The sequence below is a fragment of the Acinetobacter sp. GSS19 genome (genome assembly GCF_028621895.1).
Lineage (GTDB): Bacteria > Pseudomonadota > Gammaproteobacteria > Pseudomonadales > Moraxellaceae > Acinetobacter.
On the sequence record NZ_CP117520.1, the window covers coordinates 2,115,452 to 2,142,372 of the forward strand.

Here is a 26,921-nt window from a genome sequence, read left to right on the forward strand (position 1 = left end):
ACACAAGCATTCGTTTCCGGATGCTTTTTTTTCAGTTAATATGAAAAGCGACGCAAGAAGAACATAGATCAGAGAATTCAGTGCAACAGTACACGCCGACTTTACAACGAGTCTTATTATTTGGACTGTTTTTTGTCCTGATGTTTTTGGGCTTTCATGTGCTCAAATACTTTATTGTACCGGTACTGTGGGCCTGTATTATTGCCTATATGACCTGGCCGCTATATCTCTCTGTACAGCGTTTTTGTGGCGAACAGCGGCGTAGCTTGGGCGCAGGCCTGATGATCACCCTGATTATTCTGGTGATTGGCGTTCCGCTGACCTTTGCTATTTTCATTCTGCAGCATGAAGGCCGTAACCTGTATTATGAACTGCAAAAACAGATTTTCTCGGGTCATCTGAATGTACCGCAGTTCATTCGTGACCTGCCCTTGATCGGCAAGGAAATCAATCGCACCCTGCGTGAAATCAATACCAATCCCAATAGCATTACCCAGAATATTGCCAACTGGATTCAAGGACATCTCGGTTACGGCCGTTTCGTACTGAATGAAATCAGCAAAAATCTGGTCAAACTTGGCTTCGCTTTACTTTCTTTATTCTTCTTCTATCGTGATGGCCAAACCATTTTGCATCAGGTCAGCAAGGCACTGGAGTTGATCATTGGACCGCGGATTCATCACTACCTGGACACCATTTCAGAAACCACACGAGCGGTGGTCTATGGCGTAGGGTTAACGGCTATTGCACAAGCGATTTTGGCGGGTCTTAGCTATTTTGTGGCAGATGTCCCGAACCCGATGGTGCTAACTATTGCGACTTTCTTGTTGGCACTCATTCCTTTTGGTACTCCACTGTCTTATGGCTCAGTTGCCCTCTGGCTGTTCTCGCAAGGACAAACCATGGAAGCGATTGGTGTCTTTGTCTGGGGTGTCTGCATCGTCAGTACCTCGGACAACGTGATCCGCCCACTGGTGATTTCGGGTGCCACGCAAATTCCCTTCCTACTGATCATGTTCGGTGTACTCGGCGGGATCGCCAGCTTTGGTCTGGTTGGTCTGTTTATTGGCCCAGTCATCTTGGCAGTATTATTAGCCATCTGGCGTGAATGGTTACATGAAACCACCGAACCGGAACCTATTCCGAAAACCACCCTGGCCTACGATTTCGATGATGAAGAAGAAGCGCCTCCATCTCATCCACGCTAGGCTAGATGCAGTAAAGAAACTGATACAATCGCTTGCGTAATTCCCTTGAGTCCCTCTCCGCAGTTTGCTTGAATGGAAAAGAACAATAATAAGGATAGGGTCTCATGTCATCATTTTTCAAAATTTCTTTGTTATGCAGCCTGAGCAGCCTTTTGCTATGGGGATGCAGCAGCATGCCGGCTGGAACGGCACAACCCGGCACCAGCATTCACAGCGTGACTGCCGAAGGCATAGGTGCCAGTCTCGGTAAGGTTTATTTCCAAGATAGTTCCCGTGGTCTGGTCATCACCACGGATTTACACCAATTACCGCCAGGTGACCATGGCTTCCATATCCATGAACAGGGCTCCTGTGCCCCGGCCGAGAAAGATGGAAAAATGCAGGCCGCCCTCGCTGCGGGTGGGCATTTCAATCCGACTCAGGTTGCCCATCATGGTACGCCAATGACCGGTCACCTCGGTGATTTGCCCGTACTGCATGTTAATACTCAGGGAGAAGCCAAAACCGTGCTCCTGGCACCGCGTTTGAAACTTGCTGACATTCAGGGACGTGCCATCATGATCCACGCTGACGGGGACAATTATTCCGACCTACCGAAACCCTTGGGTGGTGGCGGAACACGCATTGCCTGTGGCGTAATCTGAAAATCCTCAATCGAACTAGACAAATCCCTCCAGATGAGGGATTTTTTATTTTCATGTAAAGATCATAAAAGGCTGAATACAAATAGATCAGATCAAGCACTTCAATTAAGATATATAAAAATGAAAAAAGGTTTTAAAATGAAAAAAGGTTTTAAAATGAAAAAACTAATTTTACCTAGTCTGCTGATGCTGATTTCAATCCATGGCTTGCATGCAGCGGAAATCGCTGCACAACCCACAAGCTAACCGGTATCCAACAGTAAAGATGTGCAAGCCGAACCGCCACACATTCCAACACAAAATTTAACTACAGAAGAAGTGAAAAACTCAGTCGCTCACCCAATAGAACAACACGCGGAGCATGCTATAACCAAGAAGAATGGACAGGTCTATCAGGAGCCCTTTATGCCACTGTCCTTACGCAGCCGCTAAAATCTTGCTCGATGCATTGTCAAATACAAACTCGCTGCTATTCAGGGGCATATGCTTCCAATTCAGCAATTGCACTGCGTAATTCCGAATTCCGGGTATTGGTCATTTCAGTCTCACATGCCAGCCTTTCAACTTCAGCATAACCCGGCTCTGCATCCTGTGCTTTAAGACGACATTCCAGATCCCGTTTTTTCAGCCACAGACGTTGTTCAGCCAATAGTTCATCGCGTACATCTTTGCGTGCTGCCTTCCAGACCAGATTTAATTTATTATTGGCAACATCCAGTTTCTGCTTGGCTTCCGCCTGCTGCAACTGCAAATATTCAGTTTGCACACGTGCCTGTTCACTGGCTTCTGCCGCTTCTTGTTGCGCCTGCTCCTGTTGCTGCTGCACTGCAAGGGTATATTCATTTTGACGAACATTCTTTTGCAGCACATCTAGCGTGACTGTACTCAGGTAGTCAATTACGGGCTGAGCATTGTCTAAGGTTGCATAGACTTTTTTTCCATCATCGGTCGGTTGTACGGCATAGCTCACCTCATAGTTCAAAACAGAATTTTCCAGGTTCAGGTCATTTAATATTGCCAGCTGCTGGATATCAGGCAGGTTGTAAAATGTTCTGGATTGATTGGCTTGCTGGATGAAACTGGCGGGCAAACTGACAGAAAGCACCGCTTCACAGAACTTTTTACTGCTTTGCGGATCGTCTTTACTGGTTCGCACATCAGCCACATTCATCTCAAGCTGTGTGATCGTATTTCTTAATTGAGCCATATCAACCGCTTGCCCACCTGAAGCAATCAGCTCTTTGACACTGGCACTGGTTTTATGTTGCAACTGCTCGACAACAATTTCTTTGACTAAGGTTTTGCTATTTTCATCGTTGCACTGGATCTTTGATTTGCCCATCGGCAGCTGGTCACACCCCACCAGAATCAAGCCCGTACCCAGTACAATAGTTGTTGTTAAATTCATCACCGCTCTCGATTTTGTTCTATTTTGAATCAACCCTATAGTTTTAGTTATAGGATAAAAATCAGAAATATAAAATGATTTTATGCACAACAACAGGCAAGATCTTCAGCAGCAGCTAGCCTCATCATTTCCGTTCCAGATCAAATGATGATGAATTCCCTATGAAGAATAGGGATAAATCCGTTACACTCAGATTTTTCACCTTTTAGTTGAAATTTACATGAATATTAAAACATTACGTTTTGTGGGGTTACTCGAAGGCATCTCGTTCTTATTGTTATTGTTCATCGCCATGCCAGTAAAATACGTTTGGGATAACCCGATTCTGGTGAAATATGTCGGCATGGGACATGGTGTGCTGTTTATCGCTTTTTTAGTGGTGTTATTTACCGTCTGTGAAAAACAGAAATGGTCACTCACTACTTTTTTACTGGGTCTGATTGCCTCAATTTTGCCATTTGGGCCTTTTATCTTTGACCATAAATTGAAGAAGCTAGAACAATAAAATCGCTGCACAAATACTGAAAGTCTGAGATCAGTTAAAAGCCCTTCTTTTTTAAAAGGCTCATTAAATAAAAAAGCATAGCCTGGATAGACTATGCTTTTTCACAAATCCGATGGCTGGTTCAGCCATCATGATCTCATCTTAGAGATCGAACAACTTACCTGGGTTCATGATGCCATTTGGATCGAACACTTTTTTCAAGGCTTTCATGTATTCGATTTCTTCTGGCGAACGGCTGTATTCCAGATAAGGTTTCTTGGTCATGCCCACGCCGTGTTCAGCAGAAATTGAACCGTCATATTTCTTCACGGTATCAAACACATACTTGTTTACTACCTGACATTTGGCAAAGAATTCATCTTTAGTTAAATTTTCAGGTTTCAAGATGTTCAAGTGCAGGTTACCGTCACCAATATGGCCAAACCAGCAGATTTCAAAATCCGGATAGTTTTCGGTCACAATCGCATCAATTTCTTTAATGAAAGCTGGTACGTGTGTAATCAACACCGAAATGTCGTTTTTGTATGGGATAAACGGCGCGATCGATTCAGAAATATCTTCACGTAAACGCCATAAGTTTTGTACTTGTTCCAAGCTTTGGCTTAACACGCCATCCAGCACCCAGCCCTGTTCCATGCAGTGCTCAAAGATTTCCATGGCCTTGTCCATGATTGGTTCATAAGGCGCTTCAAACTCAAGCAATACATAAAACGGACATTCGGTTTCAAATGGACGTTGTACATGACCATGATCCAGCACTTTCTGCATTGCCAATTCACCGAAGAACTCAAAGGCGGTCAGGTCAATCTTGCTTTGGAAAGCATGCAGTACCGGCATCACCGCTTCAAAATCTGGTACACCCAGTACCATCACCTGCAATTCTTGCGGTTGGCGGTCCAGCTTCATTTCAGCTTCGGTAATCAGCCCCAAAGTCCCTTCACCACCGATAAATAAATGCTGCAAAGCATAACCGGTTGCATTTTTGATCATGCCTTTGTTCAGACGCAGGATATCGCCTTTACCAGTCACGACGGTCAAACCCAACACCCAGTTACGCGTCATACCGTATTTAATGACTTTAATACCGCCTGCATTAGTACCAATATTACCGCCGATTTGTGAAGAACCTGAAGAGGCAAAATCTACCGGATAATACATGCCTTGCTCTTCTGCATAGCTTTGTAACTGCTCAGTCACTACGCCTGCCTGAACGCGAACCATACGGTCTGCCGGGAAGAATTCCAGAATCTGGTTCATCTTGTCCATGCTCACCACGATCTCGCCATTCGCTGCCACAGCACCTGCAGATAAACCGGTACGGCCGCCACTTGGAGTAATCGCAATATTGTTGGCATTGGCAAATTTTACAATGGCTTGCACCTGCTCTGTGCTCGATGGGAAAACCACAACCGATGGATTCGGATCAAAATGCTTGGTGTAGTCTTTGCCCCAGGCATCGAGACTAGCGGCATCCGTTTTAATGCGGTTTTCACCCACGATTGCAGTGAGTTGAGCTAATAACTCAGGTGATAAAGTAACTGGAGCATTCATCGTTTACAGACCTAGCAAGAAATAAACAAGTTGTAAGTGGTATATGTTATCATACTGCAACTAAATTTGGCCTTTGTAGCGGAGCCGTAATGAGCCAACATCTTTCACTACCTAAAGATAAAATCCGTTTCTTGTTGTTAGAAGGCGTGCATCAAAATGCCATCGACACATTAAATGCTGCCGGATATACCAACATCGACTATCGTAAAACAGCGCTTGATGGTGAAGCGTTGAAAGAAGCGATCAAAGATGCCCACTTCATTGGTATTCGTTCACGTACCCAATTGACTGAAGAAATCTTTGAAGCGGCGAACAAACTGATCGCTGTTGGCTGTTTCTGTATCGGCACCAACCAGGTGGATCTTAAAGCTGCGATGGTACGCGGTATTCCAGTATTTAACGCACCTTACTCAAATACACGTTCGGTTGCGGAATTGGTTCTTGCTGAACTGATCCTGTTGCTTCGTCGTGTACCTGAAAAATCTGCAGCCTGTCACCGCGGTGGCTGGGACAAGTCTGCAGTGGGTTCGTATGAAACACGTGGCAAGACTTTAGGTATCGTGGGTTACGGCTCAATTGGTTCACAACTTTCTGTTTTGGCAGAAAGCTTGGGTATGCATGTCATCTATTACGATGCCGTCACCAAATTGCCAATGGGTAATGCACGTCAAGTCGGCTCAATGGCTGAATTGTTGGCAAATGCCGATGTGGTAACGCTGCATGTTCCAGATGTACCATCTACCCGTAACTTCTTCGGCAAAGACCAGTTTGCGCAAATGAAAAAAGGTTCAATCTTCCTGAACGCGGCACGCGGTACCTGTGTGGTGATCGAAGATTTGGCTGATGCGATCAAATCTGGCCATATTGCCGGTGCTGCGGTTGACGTATTCCCGAAAGAACCAAAAGCCAATGGTGAAGAATTCGTTTCTCCACTGCGTGGTTTGGACAATGTGATCCTGACTCCGCACGTAGGCGGTTCAACCATGGAAGCGCAAGCGAACATCGGTCTTGAAGTGGCTGAAAAATTTGTTGCCTATTCTGACAAGGGTATGACGCTTTCTGCGGTGAACTTCCCAGAAATCGCATTGCCATTGACGGAAGGCAAACACCGCTTGTTGCACATCCACAAAAACATTCCAGGTGTTCTGTCTAAAATCAACAACCTGTTTGCTGAGCAAGGCATCAACATCTCTGGTCAAACTTTAATGACTAAAGGCGATGTCGGTTACTTGGTGATGGACGTTGACGCAACTGCATCACAAGAAGCACTCGATATGCTGCATGACGTTGAAGGCACGATCCGCGTACGTATCTTGTTCTAAGATCGGCTGCAACATCAAAAACCACGGTTTTAGCCGTGGTTTTTTATTGCTTCCATTCCCCCGTTTTATACAGCGATTTGACTATAATCAAGCTTCCACTTCCATCTGAGCCCTTCTCAGCTTTAACCATGCCGCTCATGCCCCATACCCGTCTGATTGCAGTTCTGTTCATGGTGCTCTCCATGATTTCCTACCAGATCAGTGCTTCGTTTGCGAAGCAACTGTTTACGGTATTGGATCCGCTGACGGTCACCATTTTAAGGCTATGTTTTGCTGCCATTCTGGTCGGGTTAATGTTCCGTTCCTGGCGGATTCTGTCTCGGCTGCCTTACCTGAAATGGCGTGATCTGTTGCTGTATAGCGCATCACTCGGCTGTATGAATGTGCTGTTTTATTTTTCCTTGGGAAAATTGCCACAGGGCATTGCCGTGGGGCTGGAATTCGTTGGGCCGCTGGGGTTGGCCTTACTCTCGATTAAACAGAAAACTGACTATTTGTGGGTGTTACTGGCCATTGCAGGTATTGCGCTAATGGTGCCGTGGCAGCAAGCAAGCCATGGGAATTTTTCCCTCTGGGCAGCAGCCTGTGCCTTGGCTGCTGGACTGTGCTGGGCTTTTTATATCTATTTTGGGCAGAAGGTGGTACGGCAAAATATCGGCATGCACGCCCTGACCATTGCCATTAGCCTGTCCGCCTTAACCTTGCTTCCCATCGGACTATGGCACAATGCCCCAGCCCTACTAGAAACTCAGTATTGGGGGAAAGCTTTGGTGATCGCAATTCTTGCAACTGCTATTCCCTATGCACTCGACCTCATGGCACTCAAACAACTGAGCAAACTTAGTTACGGCACCTTATCCAGTCTTTCCCCTGCCTTAGCAGCGCTCACCGGACTCCTCTTGTTGCATGAACAAATCAGTGGGTTGCAGTGGGTGGCTCTTGCCTGTGTCATGTTTGCCTCGATTGGTGTGTCCCTACGCAAAGAACAAGCCTAAACTCAACAAGTGAGTAGCAAGCAACTTACAGGCTGGTTTTCTCTTTCTGTTGATAAGCCTGATATTCTTTTAAATATTGCTGCGCCAACACTTCTTTTTGCTGGTCATCCAGAATTTTTCCGGCCTGCTGAAAAAAGCCATGTTCCTCTTCCTGCAAATGATGATGGACTTTTTCCGATAATTTTTTCGCAATCATCAGCCAACTCGGCTGGCTCATTTCCAGTGCTTGCAACTGCTCAAGTAACTCATCAATTTCATGGTGTTCTGAGAGGGCATGGCGGGTAATCCCTAGCCCGGCATCGGTCATCATCAAAGGAATATAAAAAAAGCGGTCTTCTGCAACCCCATGGGCAAATAATTCATTTTTTAGACATGCGAAAAGTTCAGCACGCTCAACGCTCGAACCATGTGTCTGAACCAGCTGTTCAGCTAAATCACGCTGCCGTGCATGACTTTCACGTAGCGCTTCAAAGATATTCATGTCCAGTTTCCCCCTTTTTATCTCAATAATCACACCATCATGACGAAAAATCGCAAAGTGCATCTTTATAACGATCTGCTGGATGATTTTTGAGTTTAAGGGGCATGGGCTTAGCACTCTGCAACCAATTGTTTCTATTTTTGTATCGGCGAAGTAAAATAAAGGTGAGCCAGCCAGCTTTGCCAATGGTATACATAAAAAAGGAGGCTATATCAGCCTCCTATTCCGTCTTAAAGTAAAACATAAATGCTCAATTCATATGAGTAATGTATCGTTAGTTATAAATTTAGAATACGTTTTGGCACCAGACGTTTTTTATCAGTAATTTCAGCCAGCCCCAGACAACGCTCGCCACTAAAGACCAGCACCTGATCACAGGCAGGATGCTCAATATTGCTTTCCAATCCATTGCTAAAATACTTTTCCCGGCCTTCAGGCACCTGAATCTGTGGAAAATGTTGCACAGGTGCGTGGGCCGGTAACAGCAAAGCCTCACGTTCCTGTTCAGACAGGTTTTCTAGATACTCAATGGTATATTCAGGAATTAAATGAAACGGCCCAGTCTGGATGCGATGCAAATAAGTTAAATGTCCATAGGTGCCCAACGCCCGGGCAATATCTTCCCCCAGAACACGAATATAAGTGCCTTTAGAGCAAGTCACATCCAACGTGATACTGTTCTCTGTGAATGACAACAATTCAATCACTTCAATGGTAATCGGGCGAGCTTCTCGCTCAATTTCAATGCCTTTGCGTGCCAGTTCATATAATGGCCGGCCTTCTTTTTTCAACGCCGAATACATCGGTGGAATTTGTTGAATCTCACCTCGAAATTGCGCCAGCACTTGCTGGATGCTTTCCGCAGTCAATTCTGGCACGGGAGCTTGCAATAACACTTCGCCTTCTACATCACCGGTGGTTGTGCTATGCCCTAACTGGACTGTGGTCTGATAACGCTTGGTGGAATCTAATAAATAATGGGAAAACTTGGTCGCCTCCCCCAAACAGATCGGTAATAGCCCCGAGGCTAAAGGATCGAGTGCACCGGTATGCCCCGCCTTTTGCGCCCGATACAACCAGCGGACTTTCTGTAATGCCCCATTCGAGCTAATCCCCAACGGTTTATTCAGTAAAAATACACCACTGATGTGGCGACGCTGGATTTTTGGAGACTTTTCCGCCATGACCCGATCAACTACTACAAGATAAAAATTGCTGCCATATTAGCAAAAGCCCTTGGCTTTTTTTATGCTAATTTTGAGATGAAAGACTTCTTAATTTAAACAAAGAGAAACAACCAATTTTCCTCAACAGCGCGATGATTTTCCAGGCATAAAAAAATGCGCCATTCGGCGCATTTTTTAACTCGTGTAAAAACTTAAAATTAAGCTTTAACTTTACGAGCTGGCAATTTTTCACGAATACGTGCAGCTTTACCAGACAATTCACGAAGATAGTAAAGTTTAGCACGACGCACGTCACCACGACGTTTCACTTCGATACCAGCAACGATTGGCGAGTGAGTTTGGAATACACGCTCAACACCAACACCGCTAGAAATCTTACGAACTGTGAATGCAGAGTTCAAGCCACGGTTTTTCTTCGCGATTACAACGCCTTCAAACGCCTGAAGACGCTCACGGTCACCTTCTTTTACTTTTACTTGAACAACTACAGTGTCACCTGGAGCAAATTCTGGAAGATCTGTTTTTAACTGTGCATTTTCAACAGCTTGAACTAAAGGATGTTTACCACTCATTGTGGGAATCTCCAATATGTGCGGGGTCAGAAGAGGTCTGAACGGCCGCTGGGGATAGAGGCTAAAAACGCATATCAACCCGGTTATCTTTCCCTTTATTGTTGACCTTCTCAAGCAATAAAGAGCCTATTGAGGAATACTTAAGAGTCGCTCTTAAGCATCTAAATCTTTGAGCCATTTCTTTTGCTGCTTGCTCAGCTCGACTTTTTCCACCAACTCTGGGCGACGTTCAAGTGTACGCTGATAACGCTGCAAAAACCGCCATTTCTCAATATTGCCATGATGTCCCGATTTTAATACTTCCGGTACATCCAGCCCTTCAAAATGGTCTGGCTTGGTATATTGCGGGCAATCTAAAAGACCATCCACAAAAGAATCTTGCACGGCGGACTGCTCATCAGACATGGTACCCGGAAGCCTCCGAATAATACTGTCCAACAACACCATCGCAGGCAGTTCACCACCCGACAATACGTAATCTCCAATCGACCATTCCTGATCAACATAATGCTGGATCAAACGCTCATCGACCCCTTCATAACGTCCACACAACACAATCAGGCCATCATATTCGACAAACTGCTGCACTGCCTGTTCATTTAAGGTCTTTCCTTGCGGCGACATATACACCACAGGAACCTGAACACATCCTGCTTGCTGCGCAAGCTGTTTGGCATGCTGGATTGCTTTTGCCAGAGGCTCAGCCATCATCACCATACCCGGGCCACCACCAAACGGACGTTCATCCACCCGACGGTAATTCCCTTCAGCAAAATCCCGCGGATTAATACAAGTGACTTGTACTATGTCGCGTTTTGCTGCACGCCCGCTAATCCCATACGCTGTGATCGCTTCAAACATTTCAGGAAATAATGTAATGACTGCAAAAAACATCGCAGACTCCTCTATTTTCCTGCGCTTAAAACCGAGGTTTCAAGATTAGTAATCTACGCCCCAATTGACATAGATACGACCTGCGTCCAGATCAACGCGTTGCACCACATCTTTATGCCATGGAATCATGCGCTCTTCAGAGTCAACGCTGTCTGGCGTGGCGCGAACCACCATGACATCATTTGCTCCGGTCTCAAACAGTTCATGGATTTGACCGAGATTGACTTCCTGCTCATTCTCATCCAAGCCCAACACGGTTAAGCCTTTCAGATCTGACCAGTAATACTCGTCCATGCCTGCTTTCGGAAGTTGCGATTTTGCAATCCAGATATTAGCGCCAACCAAATTGTCTGCTGCGGTACGATCACTCACACCTTTCAGGCTAACAACCAGGCCTTTGCCATGCGGTTTCCAACGTTTTACATCTGCTGTCTGCCAACCCGCTTTGGTCTCAATGTACCAAGGAAGATAGTCAAACATATTGCTCATTGGTTCAGTATTGGAATAAACCCAGAGCCACCCATTTAATCCATATGCTGAACGTAACTGTCCAATCTGAATACGATCTTCGGGAACATTCTGTGTTGGTGTCATGGGCTACCTACTACTTAATTCGCAAAAATTATGCAGTAGCTGCAGCTTTCTTAGCTTGAGCAGCTAAAGAAGCAACACGTTCAGACGGTTGAGCGCCTTGAGCAACCCAGTGTGCAAAACGGTCAGCATCCAAACGAAGTTTTTCTGCTTTACCTTGAGCGGTTGGGTTGAAGAAACCAATACGTTCGATGAAACGACCGTCACGCGCATTGCGGCTATCAGTTACGATAACTTGATAGAACGGACGTTTTTTAGCACCACCGCGTGCTAGACGAATTACGACCATGTTAATACTCTCACATGTTAAAAAAGCTTTTTAAGTTCGAATGAACTAAAAAGGCGAATATTTTACGATATATTCGCCAGAAGGGAAAGATCAAAAAATGAGTTATCCACATTTTGAATTTATATTTAATTTCCAGTACGCCCATCCCAATTGTAATCAGTGTCTTGGTCAACTAGATTTGTATCCTGAAGCTCTTTCGATGTAAGCATCGTACACGCTGTACCGCTATTAATATCTGTCGCCTTTTTCCAGCAACGATCGCCTCGATAATTCAACACAATATGTCCATCACCTTCTTGTGGTGAACCGGGAATTGGCGTGGCTGTCAAAGCCCAGGCTTGTGAAGTCAAGGCAGCAGGTGTTCCACTTACTGGACTCAGGCTCACTGTATACAATGCTGTGCCTTGGGTGGGATAAGAAGCAGCAATTCCAACATCTGTAGTGGTTGCACCCGTCACTTTAAAATTGGCAATCTTATAACGTTGTATTCGCTCAGCGATATCCAATAAAGAAGTCTGCATCTCCACACGTTTAGTCTTGCGTACATGTTCTTGATAAGACGGGTAAGCAATCGCGGCCAAAATTCCAATAATTGCAACAACGACCATCAGTTCGATCAAGGTGAAGCCTTTTTGTTGTTTTACCATGCTTCACCTCCTGTACCACAGCCAGTGTAAGTCACATTTACTGCTGTCGTATTTTTACAACGTACTCCTGAACTAGTCAGCAAATAGTTAAAGTTTTTTGCATCCGTTGTCGTCGCCTTGAGTACCCAAGAACGACCTGAAGCATCGGTCGCTGTCAGATCTTTAACCACTTCAGTACCATTCAGCATATTGACTTCTTTTAGTTGAAAACTATAAGTTCTGACTGTTGGAGTTATTAAAGCATATCCTTTATAACTAAAATTTCGCGCTTTGTGCCGTTCAAGTAATCCTGCAATCTTCTGCATTTCCTGCTGGGCTTGAGATGCCTCTGCACGTCGAACATAGGTCTGATAGGAAGGTATGGCAATTGCGGCAAAAATTGCCACAATCACCACCACCACCATCAGTTCAATTAAGGTGAAACCATTTTTATTCATAGATCACCTATTATCGTTCATACCAGCGTTGTGGGATAAGTTTCACTTTAGTGGCATATTGATCATTCAAGTTACCACCAAGAATAGCTCCACCAATTAAACGGGTTGTGCCATCACCATTACTTGCAATCGCATGATTTTGGATACCAGGACCATGGTCATCACTCGCTGTTGTCTCATTTGTGAATGGACGCGCTGTTGAACATTGACCAAATGGCATACAGAATAAACGAACTTTACTGACTCCTTGTACACCCCCACCACACTTACCGGTCAATCCCCAACGGCTTGAGTCATAGGTACTGATGTATAGATCATAGTCAATAACAGTTGGAGAATAGAAAGCTTTTTCTTGCTGGATTTTTCCGTTCCCACCTGTAAATTTAAAATACCATCCTGCAGAACTAGCATATGGCGCAACTGGAGCTGCTAATTGCGTTGCTGTTTGCTGAAAGCGATTCGCTGTCGTAATCTCATTTAATGCTAGTAACGTATTGGTGTTTCCTACAGCAGTATCTTGAGTATACAAGCTGGTCAAAGTGTATAAATCTGGTCGTGTTACATCCTTATCATAAACTGTATACAAAGCATCATAGTCTCTACCTGATGTATATTCAGCCAAAGGATGACTTAAATTACCACTGCCAATCGAAATCGCTGCAAATAAGTTACCACTATCGGCATCCTTATAAATCGAGAATGAAGGTGCCGCATAAAAACGAGGACTCTTAGAACCATCTGTTGCATGGTGCATATTCAGAATACGTGTTGACCGTGTAGCAAAATTGCCAATTGTTGCCGCATTATTGTTTAAATCAATACGGAAAACCTGACCACTGAGATCACCAAAATAAAGATGATCAACCAACCCATCATTATTACGATCAACAGTTTTAATGTCACTCACGACACTATATTTGAGGTTAGGATCTTTTAATGCTATCACCCCACTCGTCGTTGTCGCTTGAGTAGTAGCAGTTGCATTGTTACTTGCCCACCAGAGTAATTCACCACTCAGGGCATCAAACATGTAAACACCTGCTCCCTTGCCATTAGTCTGGTTATAGGTATCACTTTCATATCCAGAGTCATAACCACCACCCACAAACATGACTAATTTACGTTGCCCCCCCCAGTTAACCCAAGTAATTTTAGGTTTAGACCAACTTTGTCCCATATGACTTAATGGACCCGTGGTTGCAGCATCTGGATTAATATGGAATTTTAATTTAGGGCTAGTCATATCTTGTAAATCAAGTGCGTAATAACTACGTCCTCCCATACGCAGTCCACCATAAACAAGTTGTTTACCTTGTAAACTAGTCGTACTACCATCAACTGTAATAGATTTTCCTGTACCAACTGTTAGTGTGCCATCAGATTTCGGCACATATTCTGTGTAAGCTGTCCACGGCGCATCAATACCGTAAAATAAATTCGCTGTACCACCAGTGGTTTGCTCTGAGTTTAAAAATGCCTGATTTTGTTTCTCAATCATTTCATGGGGAACAAAAGCAAAAACTTCTTTACCCCCACCATTGTTAGTAACAACACCATCCGTTAGGGTTTCAGCATAGTCCGGTGCTTTCACGACATGTAAAAGGCCTTGTGTACTACCAAAAAGAACATAGTCTTCACGGTTGCTTGACTCGATCTTTTGGGTTGTAGCGTTGTAGGACATTTTCCCTTCATTTGAAAGCAGTAACGGTGATGAATGCATCACTGCACCGATCTGGCGAACTTCAAGTAATTGCATAAGCTGCGAACGTTTTGGATCATTCGCTGGGTAATTCAAATCGATTGTTGTTAACCCAGTACCCTCACTCACAGTACCATCACTTGCTACAATACGATTCGTCAGCAATTTACGGTCAACTACTCTTGCAGTACCAACAATTGATGTTAAAGGCAATTGAGATTTCATCCCCCCCATACGTGCATAAAGCTCACTCCCCCAAGTACTTTCATCGGCAATCTTAATCGTTTCATTTGTACTGACAGGAGGAGCCCAAAAATCATGTGTACCAATTTCTAATCGGCCCAAGTCATCTAAAACAGCACTATTATTTTTACCAAGCAAGCGCCCTAAATTATCAACATGATACTTTTTCATATTCCCGGCCCAAAGACTATTACCAACATTGGGATCAGTCGTTGGTGTGGGTTTAAACTGAGAATAATAGGCGTTGTTCTGTACTAAAGCAGAGTTTAATGGGTCTTGCGGAATGGTTGGTGCACCAGTAGTCAAATATGGGATATCAGCTTTAGAAACATCTGCAATAAATTTTTTGATCGTATCCGTAAGTGCATTCGTATCTTTTACAGAATAATATCCCCCACCACCTCTCACACCAGCAATTGCAGCATCTCGTTTATTATTGAATAAAGCTTTCTCACTATCAGTTGCACTCGCCAAAATTTCATTAGTGACTTGTGTGATCATTTGTGCAGTAGTCAGTTTAGGATCATAGTCTGACAGATGTTTAGAAAAGGCAAAGCTTGAGCCAAAACTTACGACCACAGATTTGACCGGCATCGCGATTTTGGCTTTACTTGCGGCTAAATAGTCTGCAGCTTTACCGATACAGCGCCAAGCCCGACCATCATCTAACGTCCCTGTTGTTGGACATTGATCGGTGGTTAACTGAAAATTAGATTGCAGGACACTATTCAGATTCGTTCGAGCAACCTCCATCTCCTCATGCAGAGGAAGGCCTGCTGTCATTGAGAAAATCCCATACCCCGAACACTGATCGGCGGTCAAATCTCCGCCATTCTCATTCGTCAGTAATGTTTTTGCTGCAATCCCATATGCCTTGGCCACAGGAACTAGTTTAGAAGCATCGATATCTGTAACAGGTGCGGTAATTTGATGAATTTTTTCATTCAAGATATCGCGACCATACAAACAGCCTGTTGTATTGTCTGATGGACAATTTATGAGTCGACTACTATCATTCGGATCTACTTTATACCAACCTAAAGGTATCGGACGTTGAAGCGATCCAAAGAATGGGAACATCGAAATACCAATCGAGACTTTATCTCCTAAAGCTGGATCATTTACCACGCTATATAAACTACGACGTGCTAAAGTGAATCGATCAAAACAATGATAAGTGTAAGTCGTACCAGTTAATGTCAACTCACAGGAGTTTTCAATTTCACTCCATTTTAAACTACCACTATTATTTGCTGCTTTTGCAGCATCAACGTCAGTCTTTAGTGCTGTACAGTAATATTCATCATCAACATATTGTTTACCATTGTAGGTACGGGTAATTTGTTGGGTATAATATTTTGTATTGCCATTTGGACACGTAATTCCTGTCCCATAATCCTCGGTAATCGAGGTTGCACCGCCACTGAAACCGCCGGGTGCACCTGCCATTAACGATGAGTTATCTAAATTCAACATGATCCGAGCTTTACCATCAGCCGCAGTCGGAGCTTTATAAATTTCAATATCACTTGCATAGTTATTTGCGGTCACACACAGCATAAGTGTGGATAGCACCGAGAGTTTAAATGCTGCGATTTGAGATGTTTTATTCATTTTCATTAATCTCTCAAAATTAAGTTCGATCAAATGCTTGTGTCAGATTGTATTCAGTGACCTGCGTATTTACAGGGACACCTAAGCTCTGCAAACATTCAGAAACGCTTTTATCCATATTTGCATCTGGCGTAACGCTACTCGGAATCACAACTTGGTTCATATGTGTTGAGAAACAGGTGTCAATTGCTGCGTCAGAGGCTGTACTCAACAAAGGAAAAATTGAAGTTGCTGTTACTAAGATTTTTTCAGTATTGTCAATTTTGGCTGACTCTACATCTGTGCCACGTTGCATATGTTCGAATGGATTCTCAATACCGACCGACAAACTTGTATTATCTGTTCTTACTTTTACGGCAACCTGAGTCATCACAGCTTTGCGACCACTGGTAAAAAAGTTATTAGAGGTATTTATCTTACAGTAACCATCTAAACTCAAACTGCTATTCAATGGTTTTGTGCCCGACTCCCACATCATCACACTTGCTTGAGATAAGTTAAAAAATTCGCTTTGTGTACCCTTATAGCAGAATACCAGTTCCTTACCGCGGTTATTAACCTCTTTGATGTAGCCAAATAAGCCATCAGAAGCCAGGTTTCGGGTTAAAAGCGCAGGATTCTCCACATTAAAAATCGCTGCATCCGAGTTTTGCACCAACAATTGTTGGGCTTGACTATTGGTCGCGATATTTAGTGCGGTTAGACTATTTTTTACTGCAAGTGTTCCGATTACAGTTATTATCAATAATAAAATAAGCACGACTATTAGAGTTGCACCTTGTTGATTTCTTATCATTATTCGCGCTCCCCTAATGCATTTCGTAATGCGATAGTTTGTGACACGACTTGTCGAATATATTTAGGGTCTGTTGAAGCTTTAACTTTGACTGTTTGATCTAGTACTTGAAAGGACTGATCAGCTTTGACAGCAGAGTCTGTTCCAACAGATTGAGTTGAGCGAACCAATGCTCCTAATTGCAGAGACAGAATACGTGGACGTGGTGCAGTTAAAGCCATATAGTCTGCTATAGAAAGATAACGAAGATTCCCATTAGCATATTGCACGCCAAGTAATACTCTAAAATGATCTACCCTTTTCATGATAATCTCACCAGCATCACCATATCTAGAGATCGCATTTGGACTATCTACCGGATAAAAACCTGCATCACAAGCTAAAGCCAAAGGCGCACTTTCATTATTGGCTTTATTAGTATCAGATCTGAGGAAATAACGCTGCACAACCATCTGCAACCCATCAGATTTATTAAAACGTAATTCATTTCCTTCACAATCAAACCCTCCAACAATTTGGTCATCACTTTGATTGGTTGGTGTGTTTTTGTTATCCAAAATATATTGCGGCAAATATTGAATCACCAACTGATCGCTAACCAGCGCGGTACCACTTGTATTGTTCACATTAGAAGTACCTGTCCAGCTATTAGCCGAACCCGTTGCAACCCGACTACCACTTTGTGACAGGAGCGTATCAGCAATCGTAATCCCAACAGGCAAATTCGGATATTGAATCGTTGTTGTTGTGCCATCTGCTGCAGTTTTGGTCGCACTAACAACATCGGTAGAATCCTTTGACGTCAACACAACACCACCATACAAAGTACTGTCATTAATTACGGCATCTTTAACATTCAAATTAGTCAGACGAATATCTTTAGTAATGTAGTTCAGACCAAAATTGGCGTTGTCTTGCAACTCTGCAACACCCTTTTGCATCGCGACACTTCTTTGACCCGTCAAGAAAAGTAAAATTGCTGCAGCTGTTACAATCAACCCTAGCGTTAGAGAGATCATTAATTCAATTAAAGTGAAACCTACTTGTGTTTTTTTCATTTTAATAGGTCTCCATAATTACACAGGTTGACACACTGCTGTAAATCATGTCATTGGCACAATCACCCTCGGTTGTACCCTCAGTTGCACTAGTATCTCCCCATGCAACATAGAGACAGTTACGATTTTTTATTACGGTATTGTTTTCACCAGGGCAATTAAGCATATTAACTGTCATCCCTAAAGTTGCAGCTTTACTTGTCACCTGAGATACATCAAAGTCTGCCAATTCGGCTGCACTACAGGTTACAGTCATACAATTTTTTGCTGAAGCGGACTGATTCGCTGCTGTGGAAGTCTCTGTTTTATAAGTGTTCAGTCCATCGCGATTGGCTCGAATTCGCTCTGCCATATCACGGGCAACATTAATCGCTTGCACACGGTTAATGGCTTCCGAGGTCGCCTCTACAGATCGATATTGCAGCGCAATAAACCCCAAGATTCCGATAGCTAGCACCAATAAGGCCACTAGGATCTCAATCAAACCAACCCCTTTCTGACTAGATATTGTTTTCATGTGCATGTTCCTTCAACGATCTGTTGAATTGTCCCCATTCTCGAAATACCGACAGTTTTAGACAGGCTTCCTGCTGACTGTTCACAAATTATAAAGTTCGTATCTGTTGTGGCATTTTTTACAAGGCCATTCGGTAAAAATACAAGACTGGTGGGAGAACCGGATTTCAAAATAGCCTTACCTTGTGGCATCCAGTTCAATTGTGTATTGGTATCGGCCGTTGCAGTAGTATTTAATTGCACTGTAATTTCTCTGCGATCTAATGCCGCTTTTGCACGCGCTTGTGTCAACACGAGCGTCAATTCATGAGTACTTTTATTTAGATTCTGTTTTAAAAGTATATTGTTAAAAGAAGGGGCAGCGAGCGTCGCAATAATTGCTAACACTGCAATGGTGACCATGAGTTCAATCAGGGTAAAACCACGCTGAATTTGCATGACAACCTCTCTTCCATAAAAAACGATTTCTCATTTAAAATGATATACGTTCGATTTACAAAGCAAATACAAAGCAGATAAAGGGTATAAAAAAACGGATAATTGCACACATCACAACTATCCGTTTAATTTAATAAAAATCAGTATGTTAATTAAATCACATTTTACGCTTGAGTTACCGGAATACGTAACTCTTTCGGCAGACTAAAGGTGATATTTTCTTCACGTCCTGCCAGCTCTTTCGGAACTTCAGCTCCCCAGTCCTGTAAACGCTGAATAACCTGCTTGATCAGAATTTCTGGGGCAGATGCACCGGCAGTTACCCCAATTTTACAATTTTCTGTAAACCATTCGGCCTGTAGCTCATTTGCGTTATCCACCAAATAGGCTTGTTTCCCCATACGTTCAGCCAACTCCCGTAAACGGTTAGAGTTAGAAGAGTTTGGCGAACCTACCACCAAAACAACATCACATTGCGCAGCTAAATCTCGCACAGCATCCTGACGATTCTGAGTGGCATAGCAAATATCATCTTTACGAGGCCCCTGAATATGAGGAAATTTTTGACGCAATGCTTCGATGACTTTCGCTGTATCATCAATCGACAAGGTGGTTTGGGTAACGAAGGCCACATGTTCTGGATCTCTCACTACCAAGGTAGCAACATCCTCTTCATCCTCAACCAGATAAATCTCTCCACCCTTAGATTTATCATATTGTCCCATTGTGCCTTCAACTTCCGGATGGCCTTGATGACCAATCAGAATCGCTTCAGTTCCTTCACGTGCATATTTTGTGACTTCAATATGCACTTTTGTGACCAATGGGCAGGTTGCATCAAAGACTTTCAGACTACGGCGTTCAGCTTCTTGCTGAACCGCTTTAGACACGCCATGCGCACTAAAAATCACGATATTGCCATCAGGCACTTCATCCAGCTCATCGACAAAAATGGCGCCACGCTGGCGTAAATCATCCACTACAAACTTGTTATGCACTACTTCATGACGCACATAAATCGGCGGCTGAAAACACTCTAATGCACGATTGACGATCGCTATGGCACGGTCTACACCTGCACAAAAACCACGTGGATTGGCCAACACAATTTCCATAAAATCCTCAATCGTTGATGTCAATACAATCGACTATTTTGAACAAAGCAGCGCTCTCTGGCATTTAACTATTTAGTTTAAGCGCCTGCTACTCTAAAATAGAAAAGATATTTTATCATATCAGGAAAAATATCATGTCGGGTCTCTTGTTTGTCGTTTCTGCTGCTTCGGGAACAGGCAAAACATCTCTGGTGAAAGCCCTACTTGAACGTGTTAATAATTTGCACGTTTCTGTTTCGCATACTACTCGCAGCCAGCGTCCTGGCGAACTAAACGGTGTTCATTATCACTTCACCAGCAAAGAAGAGTTTCTTGGCAAAGTTGAACAAGGCGGCTTTATTGAATATGCCGAAGTGTTTGGCAACTATTATGGGACCGCTCAAGCGACCGTTGAAGAACAGCTGCATAAAGGCCATGATGTGTTGCTTGAAATTGACTGGCAAGGTGCTGAACAAGTCCGTAAAATTTTTCCAAATTCCAAACAGATTTTTATTTTACCTCCAAGCCAGTTTGATTTACGTCAACGTCTATCCAACCGTGGCACGGATGCAGTAGAGGTGATTGAACACCGTCTGAGCTGTGCGGTAGAGGATATGCAGCAATATATCAATTTTGACTATTTAATTATCAATGATGACTTCAACAAGGCATTACATGATCTAGAGTCTGTGATTACAGCCAACCGCCTGGTTCTCAATCAACAGGTTCACCGCCATCAACAGTTGATAGAAAAACTGATCACGCCTGAATCATGATTCAACTTGAGTCTGCACTGAAAGCATTTTATACTGCACAGTCTGTTTAAATTTACTATTCAAACGAGAATTCTTATGGCACGCGTCACCGTTGAAGATTGTTTAGACCATGTAGACAACCGCTTTGAGCTTGTACTAGTGGCAAGCAAACGCGCGCGTCAATTGGCACGTCAAGGTATTGAACCGACTGTAGAATGGGACAACGATAAACCAACCGTTGTTGCACTTCGTGAAATCGCATCAGGTCATGTTTCTAAAGACATTTTGAAACAACGTGAGCAGGACTACCAAACCTCTAGTCTTGATCTAGCACTTTCTGCAAACAATTTGAATCTAGATGGTTTCTCTTTCCAATAAACCACCTATCTATAAAAAAGCCTAGTGAATTCACTAGGCTTTTTTATACACGGCTTTTATGCTCTATATGAGTGCAAACCTTACAGATCCGGTGCTGCTTTAGAAAAAAAATTCATTTTTTTCCCTGAAAAAATTGACAAGTTCAGCAAGATGCATTTCATTAAGAGGTTCATCACTGTTTATTTTTATTTATGCAAAAAGGGTGTTCTATGCCAGGCGAAGAGGTCAGCCAAGCCAAGCAGCAACTTCACATCATCATCGAAGCTTATCTAAAAGCAAGCGATGTCGAGCGTGTGCTTGCTGCCTGTGATTATGCCGATCTCGCACATGAGGGTGTTACTCGAAAAAGTGGTGAACCCTATATTCTGCATCCCATTGCAGTAAGCTGCATTTTGGCACATATGCGACTTGACCCTGAAACCCTCATGGCTGCTTTGCTACATGATGTCATCGAAGACACCGACTTTAGCAAGGAAGACCTCACTGAAAAATTCGGTCGTGTCGTCGCAGAACTAGTCGATGGTGTCACCAAACTCAGTCACTCCAGTGACAAAGAATATAATAAAGCCGCATCTTTCCGAAAAATTCTGCAAGCGACCTTACAAGACCCACGTGTCATTATTATTAAAATGGCGGATCGCTATCATAATATGACCACGCTCGATGCCCTACGCCCGGATAAACGTGCACGCATCGCCCAAGAGACCTTTGATATTTTTGTACCGATGGCACGTCTGGTTGGCATGAATGAAATGGCCGACAACTTGGAACATCTCTGCTATCAAAATCTTGATCTGGATATGTTCAACAATGTGCAAGAAGCCTTGTTGCAAACCAAACCTAAACGTTGCCAGTACCAGACGATTTGGGAAACCAACCTGACTGACTTACTACATACTTATCAGCTCTCAGGTCGTATCAAAAAGAAGAACAATAATATCGAGCTGTTGCGCCATTTCGTCAAAAATGAAATGGATTTACAAGAGTTGACCCATAGCCATGCCTTTGAAATTATCCTGCAAAGCATCGCCGATTGTGACCGTTTAGTCGAAGCCTTGCGAGAAAGTTTCCAGGTGCTGCATTTTGAGGATCATATTCGACGTCCGCTCCCGGGAGGCAACCAGTTCCTGCTGATCAAATTAAAAGGTGAAGAGACTACCCTATCACTGACCATTCAAACTGAATTGATGCGTAAGGCTGCACGTTTTGGTGTCGTCCTCGGCGACAATGCACCGCAAGCCTGCCGTTCAGCTATTCAAGCCTCCATGCAGAATTTGAATATGCTGATTGATGATGACTGTGCAAAGACGACTTTCAATGACCTGCTCGACTATCTGCATCAGGAAAAAATCTGGGTTTATACCCCCCATGGTCATTTGCATGAACTTCCTCAAGGGGCGACGGTCGTTGACTTTGCCTACGCAGCGAGTTTATTTCTAGGTAACCATGCGGTCGGTGCCAAGATCAATGGTGAAATGCGCCCACTGTCTACACCTTTGTATAGTGGTCAGGTCGTAGAGATTATTACCGATGTACTCGCTACCCCGAATCCGGATTGGCTCAGCTTTATTAATACCCAAAAAGCCCGTCGTGCAATTCAGAATATTCTGCGTGACCAGGATATTGAAGATCAACGTTTGGTCGGTCAGCAAGCACTCAACCGCGCATTGAAACTCTTTAATCGCTGCATCAACGACTTATCCAATGAAGATTGGATTGACCTGCTGCAATGGCGACATATTGAATCCAAAGATACGCTGTTTGAACAAATTGCTGTAGGGGACTTGTTACCGCAACTGGTTGCCAATCATCTCTTCGTGAAGAGCCAGGGTGAAGAAACACAGGCTTCTTCCAACCGTTTGATTCAAGGTACTGAAGGGATTGATGTTAAATATGCCCACTGCTGTAATCCAGTCTTTGGTGACCCAATTCAAGGTAATCTCTCACGCCGTGGTTTAATCGTACACCGTGCGCGTTGCAATAACCTCTTGCACGAACAGCACCTACATCCTGAAAATATCATGCCACTGCAATGGAATAACGAAGAAGCTGATGAAGTCAGCTTTACCGCTTATCTATGTATCGATCTCGGGATGAATGACGAGCAAATTTCTGACCTGATCTACCAATGCCGTAAAGCGAAAACTGGTGTAGAAATGGTACGCTCCGAAGGTGAGAAAACCTATGTCAATATCGTGGTGAATAACCGTAAACAAATTGCGAAAATTATCCGTGACCTGCGCATGCACTATGGTTTTCCACGAATCGAACGCCTCAACAAAGGCAAAACCGAGATGGCTCGGGTAAGTTGATCAATTATATCGATGCTGCTTTTGTCGGTCCGCAGCATCGATTATGATGTGACATGATGATATAAGGAGAAATCGATGTCCCGCCAAGTAATTCATACTGAAAATGCCCCTGCTGCGATTGGTACCTATTCACAAGCGATCCTCGTGGGCAATACGTTGTATCTTTCCGGCCAAATCGGTCTTGATCCGTACAGTATGGAATTGGTTGATGGCATTGAGGCACAGATTCGCCGTGTGTTTGACAATCTAAAAGCGGTCTGTGAAGCTGCCGGTGGCTCACTGGCAGATATCGCCAAATTAAACATTTTCCTGACCGATTTAAGTCATTTTCAATTGGTCAACCAGATTATGGGTGAATACTTTGCCCAACCTTACCCAGCGCGTGCAGCGCTTGGTGTGGCAAGCTTGCCTAAAGGTGCACTGGTTGAGATGGATGGTATTGTGATTATTAATCAATAAGTTAATACCAAAGAAAAAACACCACCGATAAGGTGGTATTTTTTTATTCAAAACTTCAATCATGACTACTGCTATTTTAAATGAATTTCATTGACAAACGATAATAATTATCAATAATATCACTTATCGCATTACAACTTACCCTTTCGAGGTGACAGATGTACGTTTGTTTATGCCGTGGCATTACTGATCAAGATATTAAAGATGCTGTTGCAAACGGCGCTGAAAGCTACCGTGAAATTCGCGACCGCCTTGATTTAGGAACCTGTTGTGGCCGCTGTGCACCTGAAGCCCGCAGCATTATCAATGAAGAACTTGCTGCAATTGCTGCCAAGATTTCTGTCGCCGCCTGATTTTTATTCTACTTACCCCTCAGATGATTTTTTTTGACCGCTTAATCGACTAAGCGGTTTTTTATTGGCATTTTTCGCTAGATTTTGAGGGCGATTTTCATTTGCTGTTCTATAAATTACTCGCCACGGTAAATTTTGTTGTTTAAGATATTGAAATAGATTGCCTTAATCCCATTAAGGCATCAATTGTTGAGGGAGAGTACAATGCAAGGCAATCGTGACGTTATTAATCAGCTTAATCAGGTGTTGTATCATCAACTTACCGCTATTAACCAGTATTTCCTGCATTCACGCATGTTTAATGACTGGGGTATTGAGAAGCTAGGCTCGGCTGAATACAAAGAATCTATTCACCAGATGAAACATGCGGACAAAGTGATTGAACGCATCTTATTCCTAGAAGGTTTACCTAACTTGCAGCATTTGGGTAAATTGTATATCGGTCAGCACACTGAAGAGGTGCTGAAATGTGATGTACGTAAAGTCAAAGAAAATATCGAAGCCCTACAAAAGACCATTGCGTTAGCAGAAACCGAACAGGATTATGTAACACGTGACCTGATTCAGGAAATTCTGGAAAAGGAAGAAGAATATTGGGATTGGCTTGAAACCCAACAGGATCTGGTAGAAAGCATTGGTATTGAAAACTATATCCAGAGCCAGATTTAATTCAATTGACTCACACATAAAAAAGCCAGCAAATGCTGGCTTTTTTATGTTTCAGATTTAAGTTTTAGGCTGCTCTTCTACGATTGATGCATAACTTACATCGACATGCCGGAGCTGCTTTAAACGCCACAATTGATGCTTAGCTTCCTGCTCATGACCGTTAAATGCCAGTAATTTTGCATATTTCAACAAATCATACTGTGTTGGATAATTCAGTACCATCTCATCAATTTCTTTCAACTGCTCTGAATTAACAGAAGTATAAGGACTCATACGAATCCACTTGGCACGACGGTCGAGTTCAGACAGCAAATAAATCGGCTGATGATTGCTGATGGGTTGTTTGTATTTCTCATATCGCGCCGCTTGGTTAATCTGTTCCACAGCCACAGAATAATCGCGCATAATCATCAAGAACAAAATCACAGATAGTGCATAGAACACTCGCATGTAATTTGGAGATAAACCAATCTCTCTTGTTTGAGTATTTTGTGACTGCACCAACCCGATAATAAAACCCAATGGCAACAAGAAATAAGCATAATTCTGCGGGAATTCAAACATCGCATGGATCAGTACAGCACTGATCATAACAATGCCAATTACGGATTCGGTCGAATTGACCTGACGATGCAGTCGATAGCCCCAATAAGCAAAATAAGCCAAGAATGGCAAACCCACAACAAAACCATTCCACAACAGGAAATCCAAGATAAAATTATGTGCACTTCTGATCCAGACCGGGCCTGAAAAATATTCACTCACCAACACATAAGCCACACTCGTCTGGTGCCAACCATAGCCAAACCACGGTCGATCAGCAATTGCATGGACCATCTGTTGCCAGATCGCTAAACGGGACATATCTCCTGTTGCACGCTGTACCACTTCACGCGTTTGTACCGGTGCATCCATCAGTTGGGCGATCCATTGACTCGCAGATGGCAGCAACCAGATAAAACCAACAAATATAGCGAACCAACCAATCAGGTAATACCACTTGGTCGCAATATAGCCCTTATAATACTGATAAGCCAAATAACCCAGAATAAATAAGCAAGCAACCCATGATGTCCGTGATTGACTGAGTGCCACAGCCAATAGCACGATCAGGGCTGAAGGAACTAAAATCCATGTTTTTGCCTTGTGCTTTTCATACAAATATAAGCAGGCAAGCAAGGACATGACCAAAAATGTTGCCATGTTATTGGGCTGAGCAAAATTGGCGAAGGGACGATTCCCCCTGAGATTTACCATCAATCCAGTGAGGTATTGATCGATCGTCAACCATTGGCATATCGCCATTAATCCCGTTAAGCTTCCAGCGATCAGAAAGACATAACTTAAACTCGTAAATGCCTTCTCTCGGGCAATTTTTTCTTTAGAAAGGTTATAGCCCACCACAATACTAAGCCAGAAACCCAAAATAAAAACACAGGACATCAAGGCCTTACTAAAAAAAAACTGTTCGCCCGCACCTAATTGCAACAGAGGAACTAAAGCCAAACCTGCCAAGGGTAAGCTTATCAACGGCAAACTTATTTTTTCTTTTAGATAAATGGCTGTAAGGGCAAACAGCGAAAGAAAGGCCAATGTTTCACCTGTATAGGTAACCCAAGGGCGATAATGAATAGGCAATAGCCAAGCCAGTGCAATCAGGACACTAGCGAGGAGGGAAAGAAAAAATTTCATAGAGCAAGCGCAAAATAATTTTGAGCTATGTTAATGGCCTCTTACAGAAATAACCAGTTTTATAAAACACCAAAACAATTAGCAATAGAATGGAACTTTTGCATTTTTGAAATG

Annotated in this window: 28 protein-coding genes; 11 read left to right on the forward strand and 17 right to left on the reverse strand. The window is 43.3% G+C overall.

Features of this window, described 5'->3' with window-relative positions; translation table 11 throughout:
• Positions 1-80 precede the first annotated feature (80 nt).
• Positions 81-1,208 carry an AI-2E family transporter gene (locus PGW99_RS10150; protein ID WP_273777567.1) on the forward strand — a complete coding sequence of 376 codons (1,128 nt, stop codon included), beginning with the start codon at positions 81-83 and terminating at the stop codon, positions 1,206-1,208.
• 104 nt (positions 1,209-1,312) lie between these two features.
• The gene (gene sodC / locus PGW99_RS10155) at positions 1,313-1,852 is read left to right on the forward strand and encodes a superoxide dismutase [Cu-Zn] SodC (RefSeq protein ID WP_273777568.1); all 540 of its coding nucleotides are present in this window, start codon (positions 1,313-1,315) and stop codon (positions 1,850-1,852) included.
• 469 nt (positions 1,853-2,321) lie between these two features.
• On the opposite strand, the gene PGW99_RS10160 is transcribed toward sodC, so the two are convergent.
• Complete coding sequence (locus PGW99_RS10160) at positions 2,322-3,260, reverse strand: lysozyme inhibitor LprI family protein (protein ID WP_273777569.1); 939 nt, start codon at positions 3,258-3,260, stop codon at positions 2,322-2,324.
• 220 nt (positions 3,261-3,480) lie between these two features.
• On the opposite strand from PGW99_RS10160, the gene PGW99_RS10165 reads away from it, so the two are divergent.
• On the forward strand, positions 3,481-3,765 hold the full coding sequence (locus tag PGW99_RS10165) for a DUF3817 domain-containing protein (protein ID WP_273777570.1): 285 nt from the start codon (positions 3,481-3,483) through the stop codon (positions 3,763-3,765).
• Between the two features lie 141 nt (positions 3,766-3,906).
• Here PGW99_RS10165 and PGW99_RS10170 read toward each other — a convergent pair whose 3' ends face one another.
• Positions 3,907-5,316: an FAD-binding oxidoreductase gene (locus PGW99_RS10170; RefSeq protein ID WP_273777571.1), complete on the reverse strand. Its 1,410-nt coding sequence runs from the start codon at positions 5,314-5,316 to the stop codon at positions 3,907-3,909.
• An 89-nt stretch (positions 5,317-5,405) separates the two neighbouring features.
• Between PGW99_RS10170 and serA the strand changes: the two genes are divergently transcribed.
• Both serA and PGW99_RS10180 read left to right on the forward strand, forming a co-directional pair.
• Positions 5,406-6,638: a phosphoglycerate dehydrogenase gene (gene serA / locus PGW99_RS10175; protein WP_273777572.1), complete on the forward strand. Its 1,233-nt coding sequence runs from the start codon at positions 5,406-5,408 to the stop codon at positions 6,636-6,638.
• 137 nt (positions 6,639-6,775) lie between these two features.
• Entirely contained in the window at positions 6,776-7,633 is an 858-nt protein-coding gene (locus PGW99_RS10180; RefSeq protein ID WP_273779496.1) for an EamA family transporter, read from the forward strand.
• Between the two features lie 25 nt (positions 7,634-7,658).
• On the opposite strand, the gene PGW99_RS10185 is transcribed toward PGW99_RS10180, so the two are convergent.
• From PGW99_RS10185 to ispH, 14 genes are all read right to left on the reverse strand, one after another.
• Complete coding sequence (locus tag PGW99_RS10185; RefSeq protein WP_273777573.1) at positions 7,659-8,114, reverse strand: hemerythrin domain-containing protein; 456 nt, start codon at positions 8,112-8,114, stop codon at positions 7,659-7,661.
• A 278-nt stretch (positions 8,115-8,392) separates the two neighbouring features.
• Positions 8,393-9,298, reverse strand: coding sequence for a tRNA pseudouridine(55) synthase TruB (gene truB, locus PGW99_RS10190; protein ID WP_273777574.1), 906 nt, complete (start codon positions 9,296-9,298; stop codon positions 8,393-8,395).
• A 200-nt stretch (positions 9,299-9,498) separates the two neighbouring features.
• Positions 9,499-9,873: a 50S ribosomal protein L19 gene (gene rplS / locus PGW99_RS10195; RefSeq protein WP_273777575.1), complete on the reverse strand. Its 375-nt coding sequence runs from the start codon at positions 9,871-9,873 to the stop codon at positions 9,499-9,501.
• Between the two features lie 153 nt (positions 9,874-10,026).
• The gene (trmD, locus tag PGW99_RS10200; protein ID WP_273777576.1) at positions 10,027-10,767 is read right to left on the reverse strand and encodes a tRNA (guanosine(37)-N1)-methyltransferase TrmD; all 741 of its coding nucleotides are present in this window, start codon (positions 10,765-10,767) and stop codon (positions 10,027-10,029) included.
• A 45-nt stretch (positions 10,768-10,812) separates the two neighbouring features.
• On the reverse strand, positions 10,813-11,361 hold the full coding sequence (rimM, locus tag PGW99_RS10205) for a ribosome maturation factor RimM (RefSeq protein WP_273777577.1): 549 nt from the start codon (positions 11,359-11,361) through the stop codon (positions 10,813-10,815).
• Between the two features lie 28 nt (positions 11,362-11,389).
• Positions 11,390-11,647, reverse strand: coding sequence for a 30S ribosomal protein S16 (gene rpsP, locus PGW99_RS10210; protein WP_004718284.1), 258 nt, complete (start codon positions 11,645-11,647; stop codon positions 11,390-11,392).
• A gap of 125 nt (positions 11,648-11,772) precedes the next feature.
• Positions 11,773-12,294, reverse strand: coding sequence for a type IV pilin protein (locus PGW99_RS10215; RefSeq protein WP_273777578.1), 522 nt, complete (start codon positions 12,292-12,294; stop codon positions 11,773-11,775).
• Entirely contained in the window at positions 12,288-12,731 is a 444-nt protein-coding gene (locus tag PGW99_RS10220; protein ID WP_273777579.1) for a type IV pilin protein, read from the reverse strand. The genes PGW99_RS10215 and PGW99_RS10220 overlap by 7 nt, the downstream gene beginning before the upstream one ends.
• Before the next feature lie 10 nt (positions 12,732-12,741).
• The gene (locus tag PGW99_RS10225; protein ID WP_443098221.1) at positions 12,742-16,287 is read right to left on the reverse strand and encodes a hypothetical protein; all 3,546 of its coding nucleotides are present in this window, start codon (positions 16,285-16,287) and stop codon (positions 12,742-12,744) included.
• A gap of 19 nt (positions 16,288-16,306) precedes the next feature.
• On the reverse strand, positions 16,307-17,083 hold the full coding sequence (locus tag PGW99_RS10230; protein ID WP_273777581.1) for a PilX N-terminal domain-containing pilus assembly protein: 777 nt from the start codon (positions 17,081-17,083) through the stop codon (positions 16,307-16,309).
• Positions 17,083-18,141 (reverse strand): PilW family protein, encoded by a 1,059-nt coding sequence (locus tag PGW99_RS10235; RefSeq protein WP_273777582.1) that lies wholly within the window; start codon positions 18,139-18,141, stop codon positions 17,083-17,085. The genes PGW99_RS10230 and PGW99_RS10235 overlap by 1 nt, the downstream gene beginning before the upstream one ends.
• 1 nt (position 18,142) lies before the next feature.
• Positions 18,143-18,658, reverse strand: coding sequence for a type IV pilus modification protein PilV (pilV, locus tag PGW99_RS10240; RefSeq protein WP_273777583.1), 516 nt, complete (start codon positions 18,656-18,658; stop codon positions 18,143-18,145).
• Complete coding sequence (locus PGW99_RS10245) at positions 18,655-19,095, reverse strand: pilus assembly FimT family protein (RefSeq protein ID WP_273777584.1); 441 nt, start codon at positions 19,093-19,095, stop codon at positions 18,655-18,657. The genes pilV and PGW99_RS10245 overlap by 4 nt, the downstream gene beginning before the upstream one ends.
• 164 nt (positions 19,096-19,259) lie before the next feature.
• Complete coding sequence (ispH, locus tag PGW99_RS10250; protein ID WP_273777585.1) at positions 19,260-20,210, reverse strand: 4-hydroxy-3-methylbut-2-enyl diphosphate reductase; 951 nt, start codon at positions 20,208-20,210, stop codon at positions 19,260-19,262.
• Between the two features lie 134 nt (positions 20,211-20,344).
• Between ispH and gmk the strand changes: the two genes are divergently transcribed.
• From gmk to bfr, 6 genes are all read left to right on the forward strand, one after another.
• Positions 20,345-20,965: a guanylate kinase gene (gene gmk / locus PGW99_RS10255; RefSeq protein ID WP_273777586.1), complete on the forward strand. Its 621-nt coding sequence runs from the start codon at positions 20,345-20,347 to the stop codon at positions 20,963-20,965.
• A 75-nt stretch (positions 20,966-21,040) separates the two neighbouring features.
• Positions 21,041-21,322: a DNA-directed RNA polymerase subunit omega gene (gene rpoZ, locus PGW99_RS10260; RefSeq protein WP_273777587.1), complete on the forward strand. Its 282-nt coding sequence runs from the start codon at positions 21,041-21,043 to the stop codon at positions 21,320-21,322.
• Positions 21,323-21,531: 209 nt separating this feature from the next.
• A complete protein-coding gene (locus PGW99_RS10265; protein ID WP_273777588.1) occupies positions 21,532-23,634 on the forward strand; it encodes a RelA/SpoT family protein in 2,103 nt (700 codons plus the stop codon).
• A 75-nt stretch (positions 23,635-23,709) separates the two neighbouring features.
• Positions 23,710-24,093: a RidA family protein gene (locus PGW99_RS10270; RefSeq protein WP_273777589.1), complete on the forward strand. Its 384-nt coding sequence runs from the start codon at positions 23,710-23,712 to the stop codon at positions 24,091-24,093.
• Positions 24,094-24,251: 158 nt separating this feature from the next.
• Positions 24,252-24,446: a bacterioferritin-associated ferredoxin gene (locus tag PGW99_RS10275; protein WP_273777590.1), complete on the forward strand. Its 195-nt coding sequence runs from the start codon at positions 24,252-24,254 to the stop codon at positions 24,444-24,446.
• A gap of 204 nt (positions 24,447-24,650) precedes the next feature.
• Positions 24,651-25,115, forward strand: a complete 465-nt coding sequence (bfr, locus tag PGW99_RS10280) for a heteropolymeric bacterioferritin subunit Bfr (protein WP_273777591.1) — start codon at positions 24,651-24,653, stop codon at positions 25,113-25,115.
• Positions 25,116-25,172: 57 nt separating this feature from the next.
• Here bfr and PGW99_RS10285 read toward each other — a convergent pair whose 3' ends face one another.
• Positions 25,173-26,807, reverse strand: a complete 1,635-nt coding sequence (locus PGW99_RS10285; RefSeq protein ID WP_273777592.1) for a PglL family O-oligosaccharyltransferase — start codon at positions 26,805-26,807, stop codon at positions 25,173-25,175.
• Between the last annotated feature and the right edge of the window lie 114 nt (positions 26,808-26,921).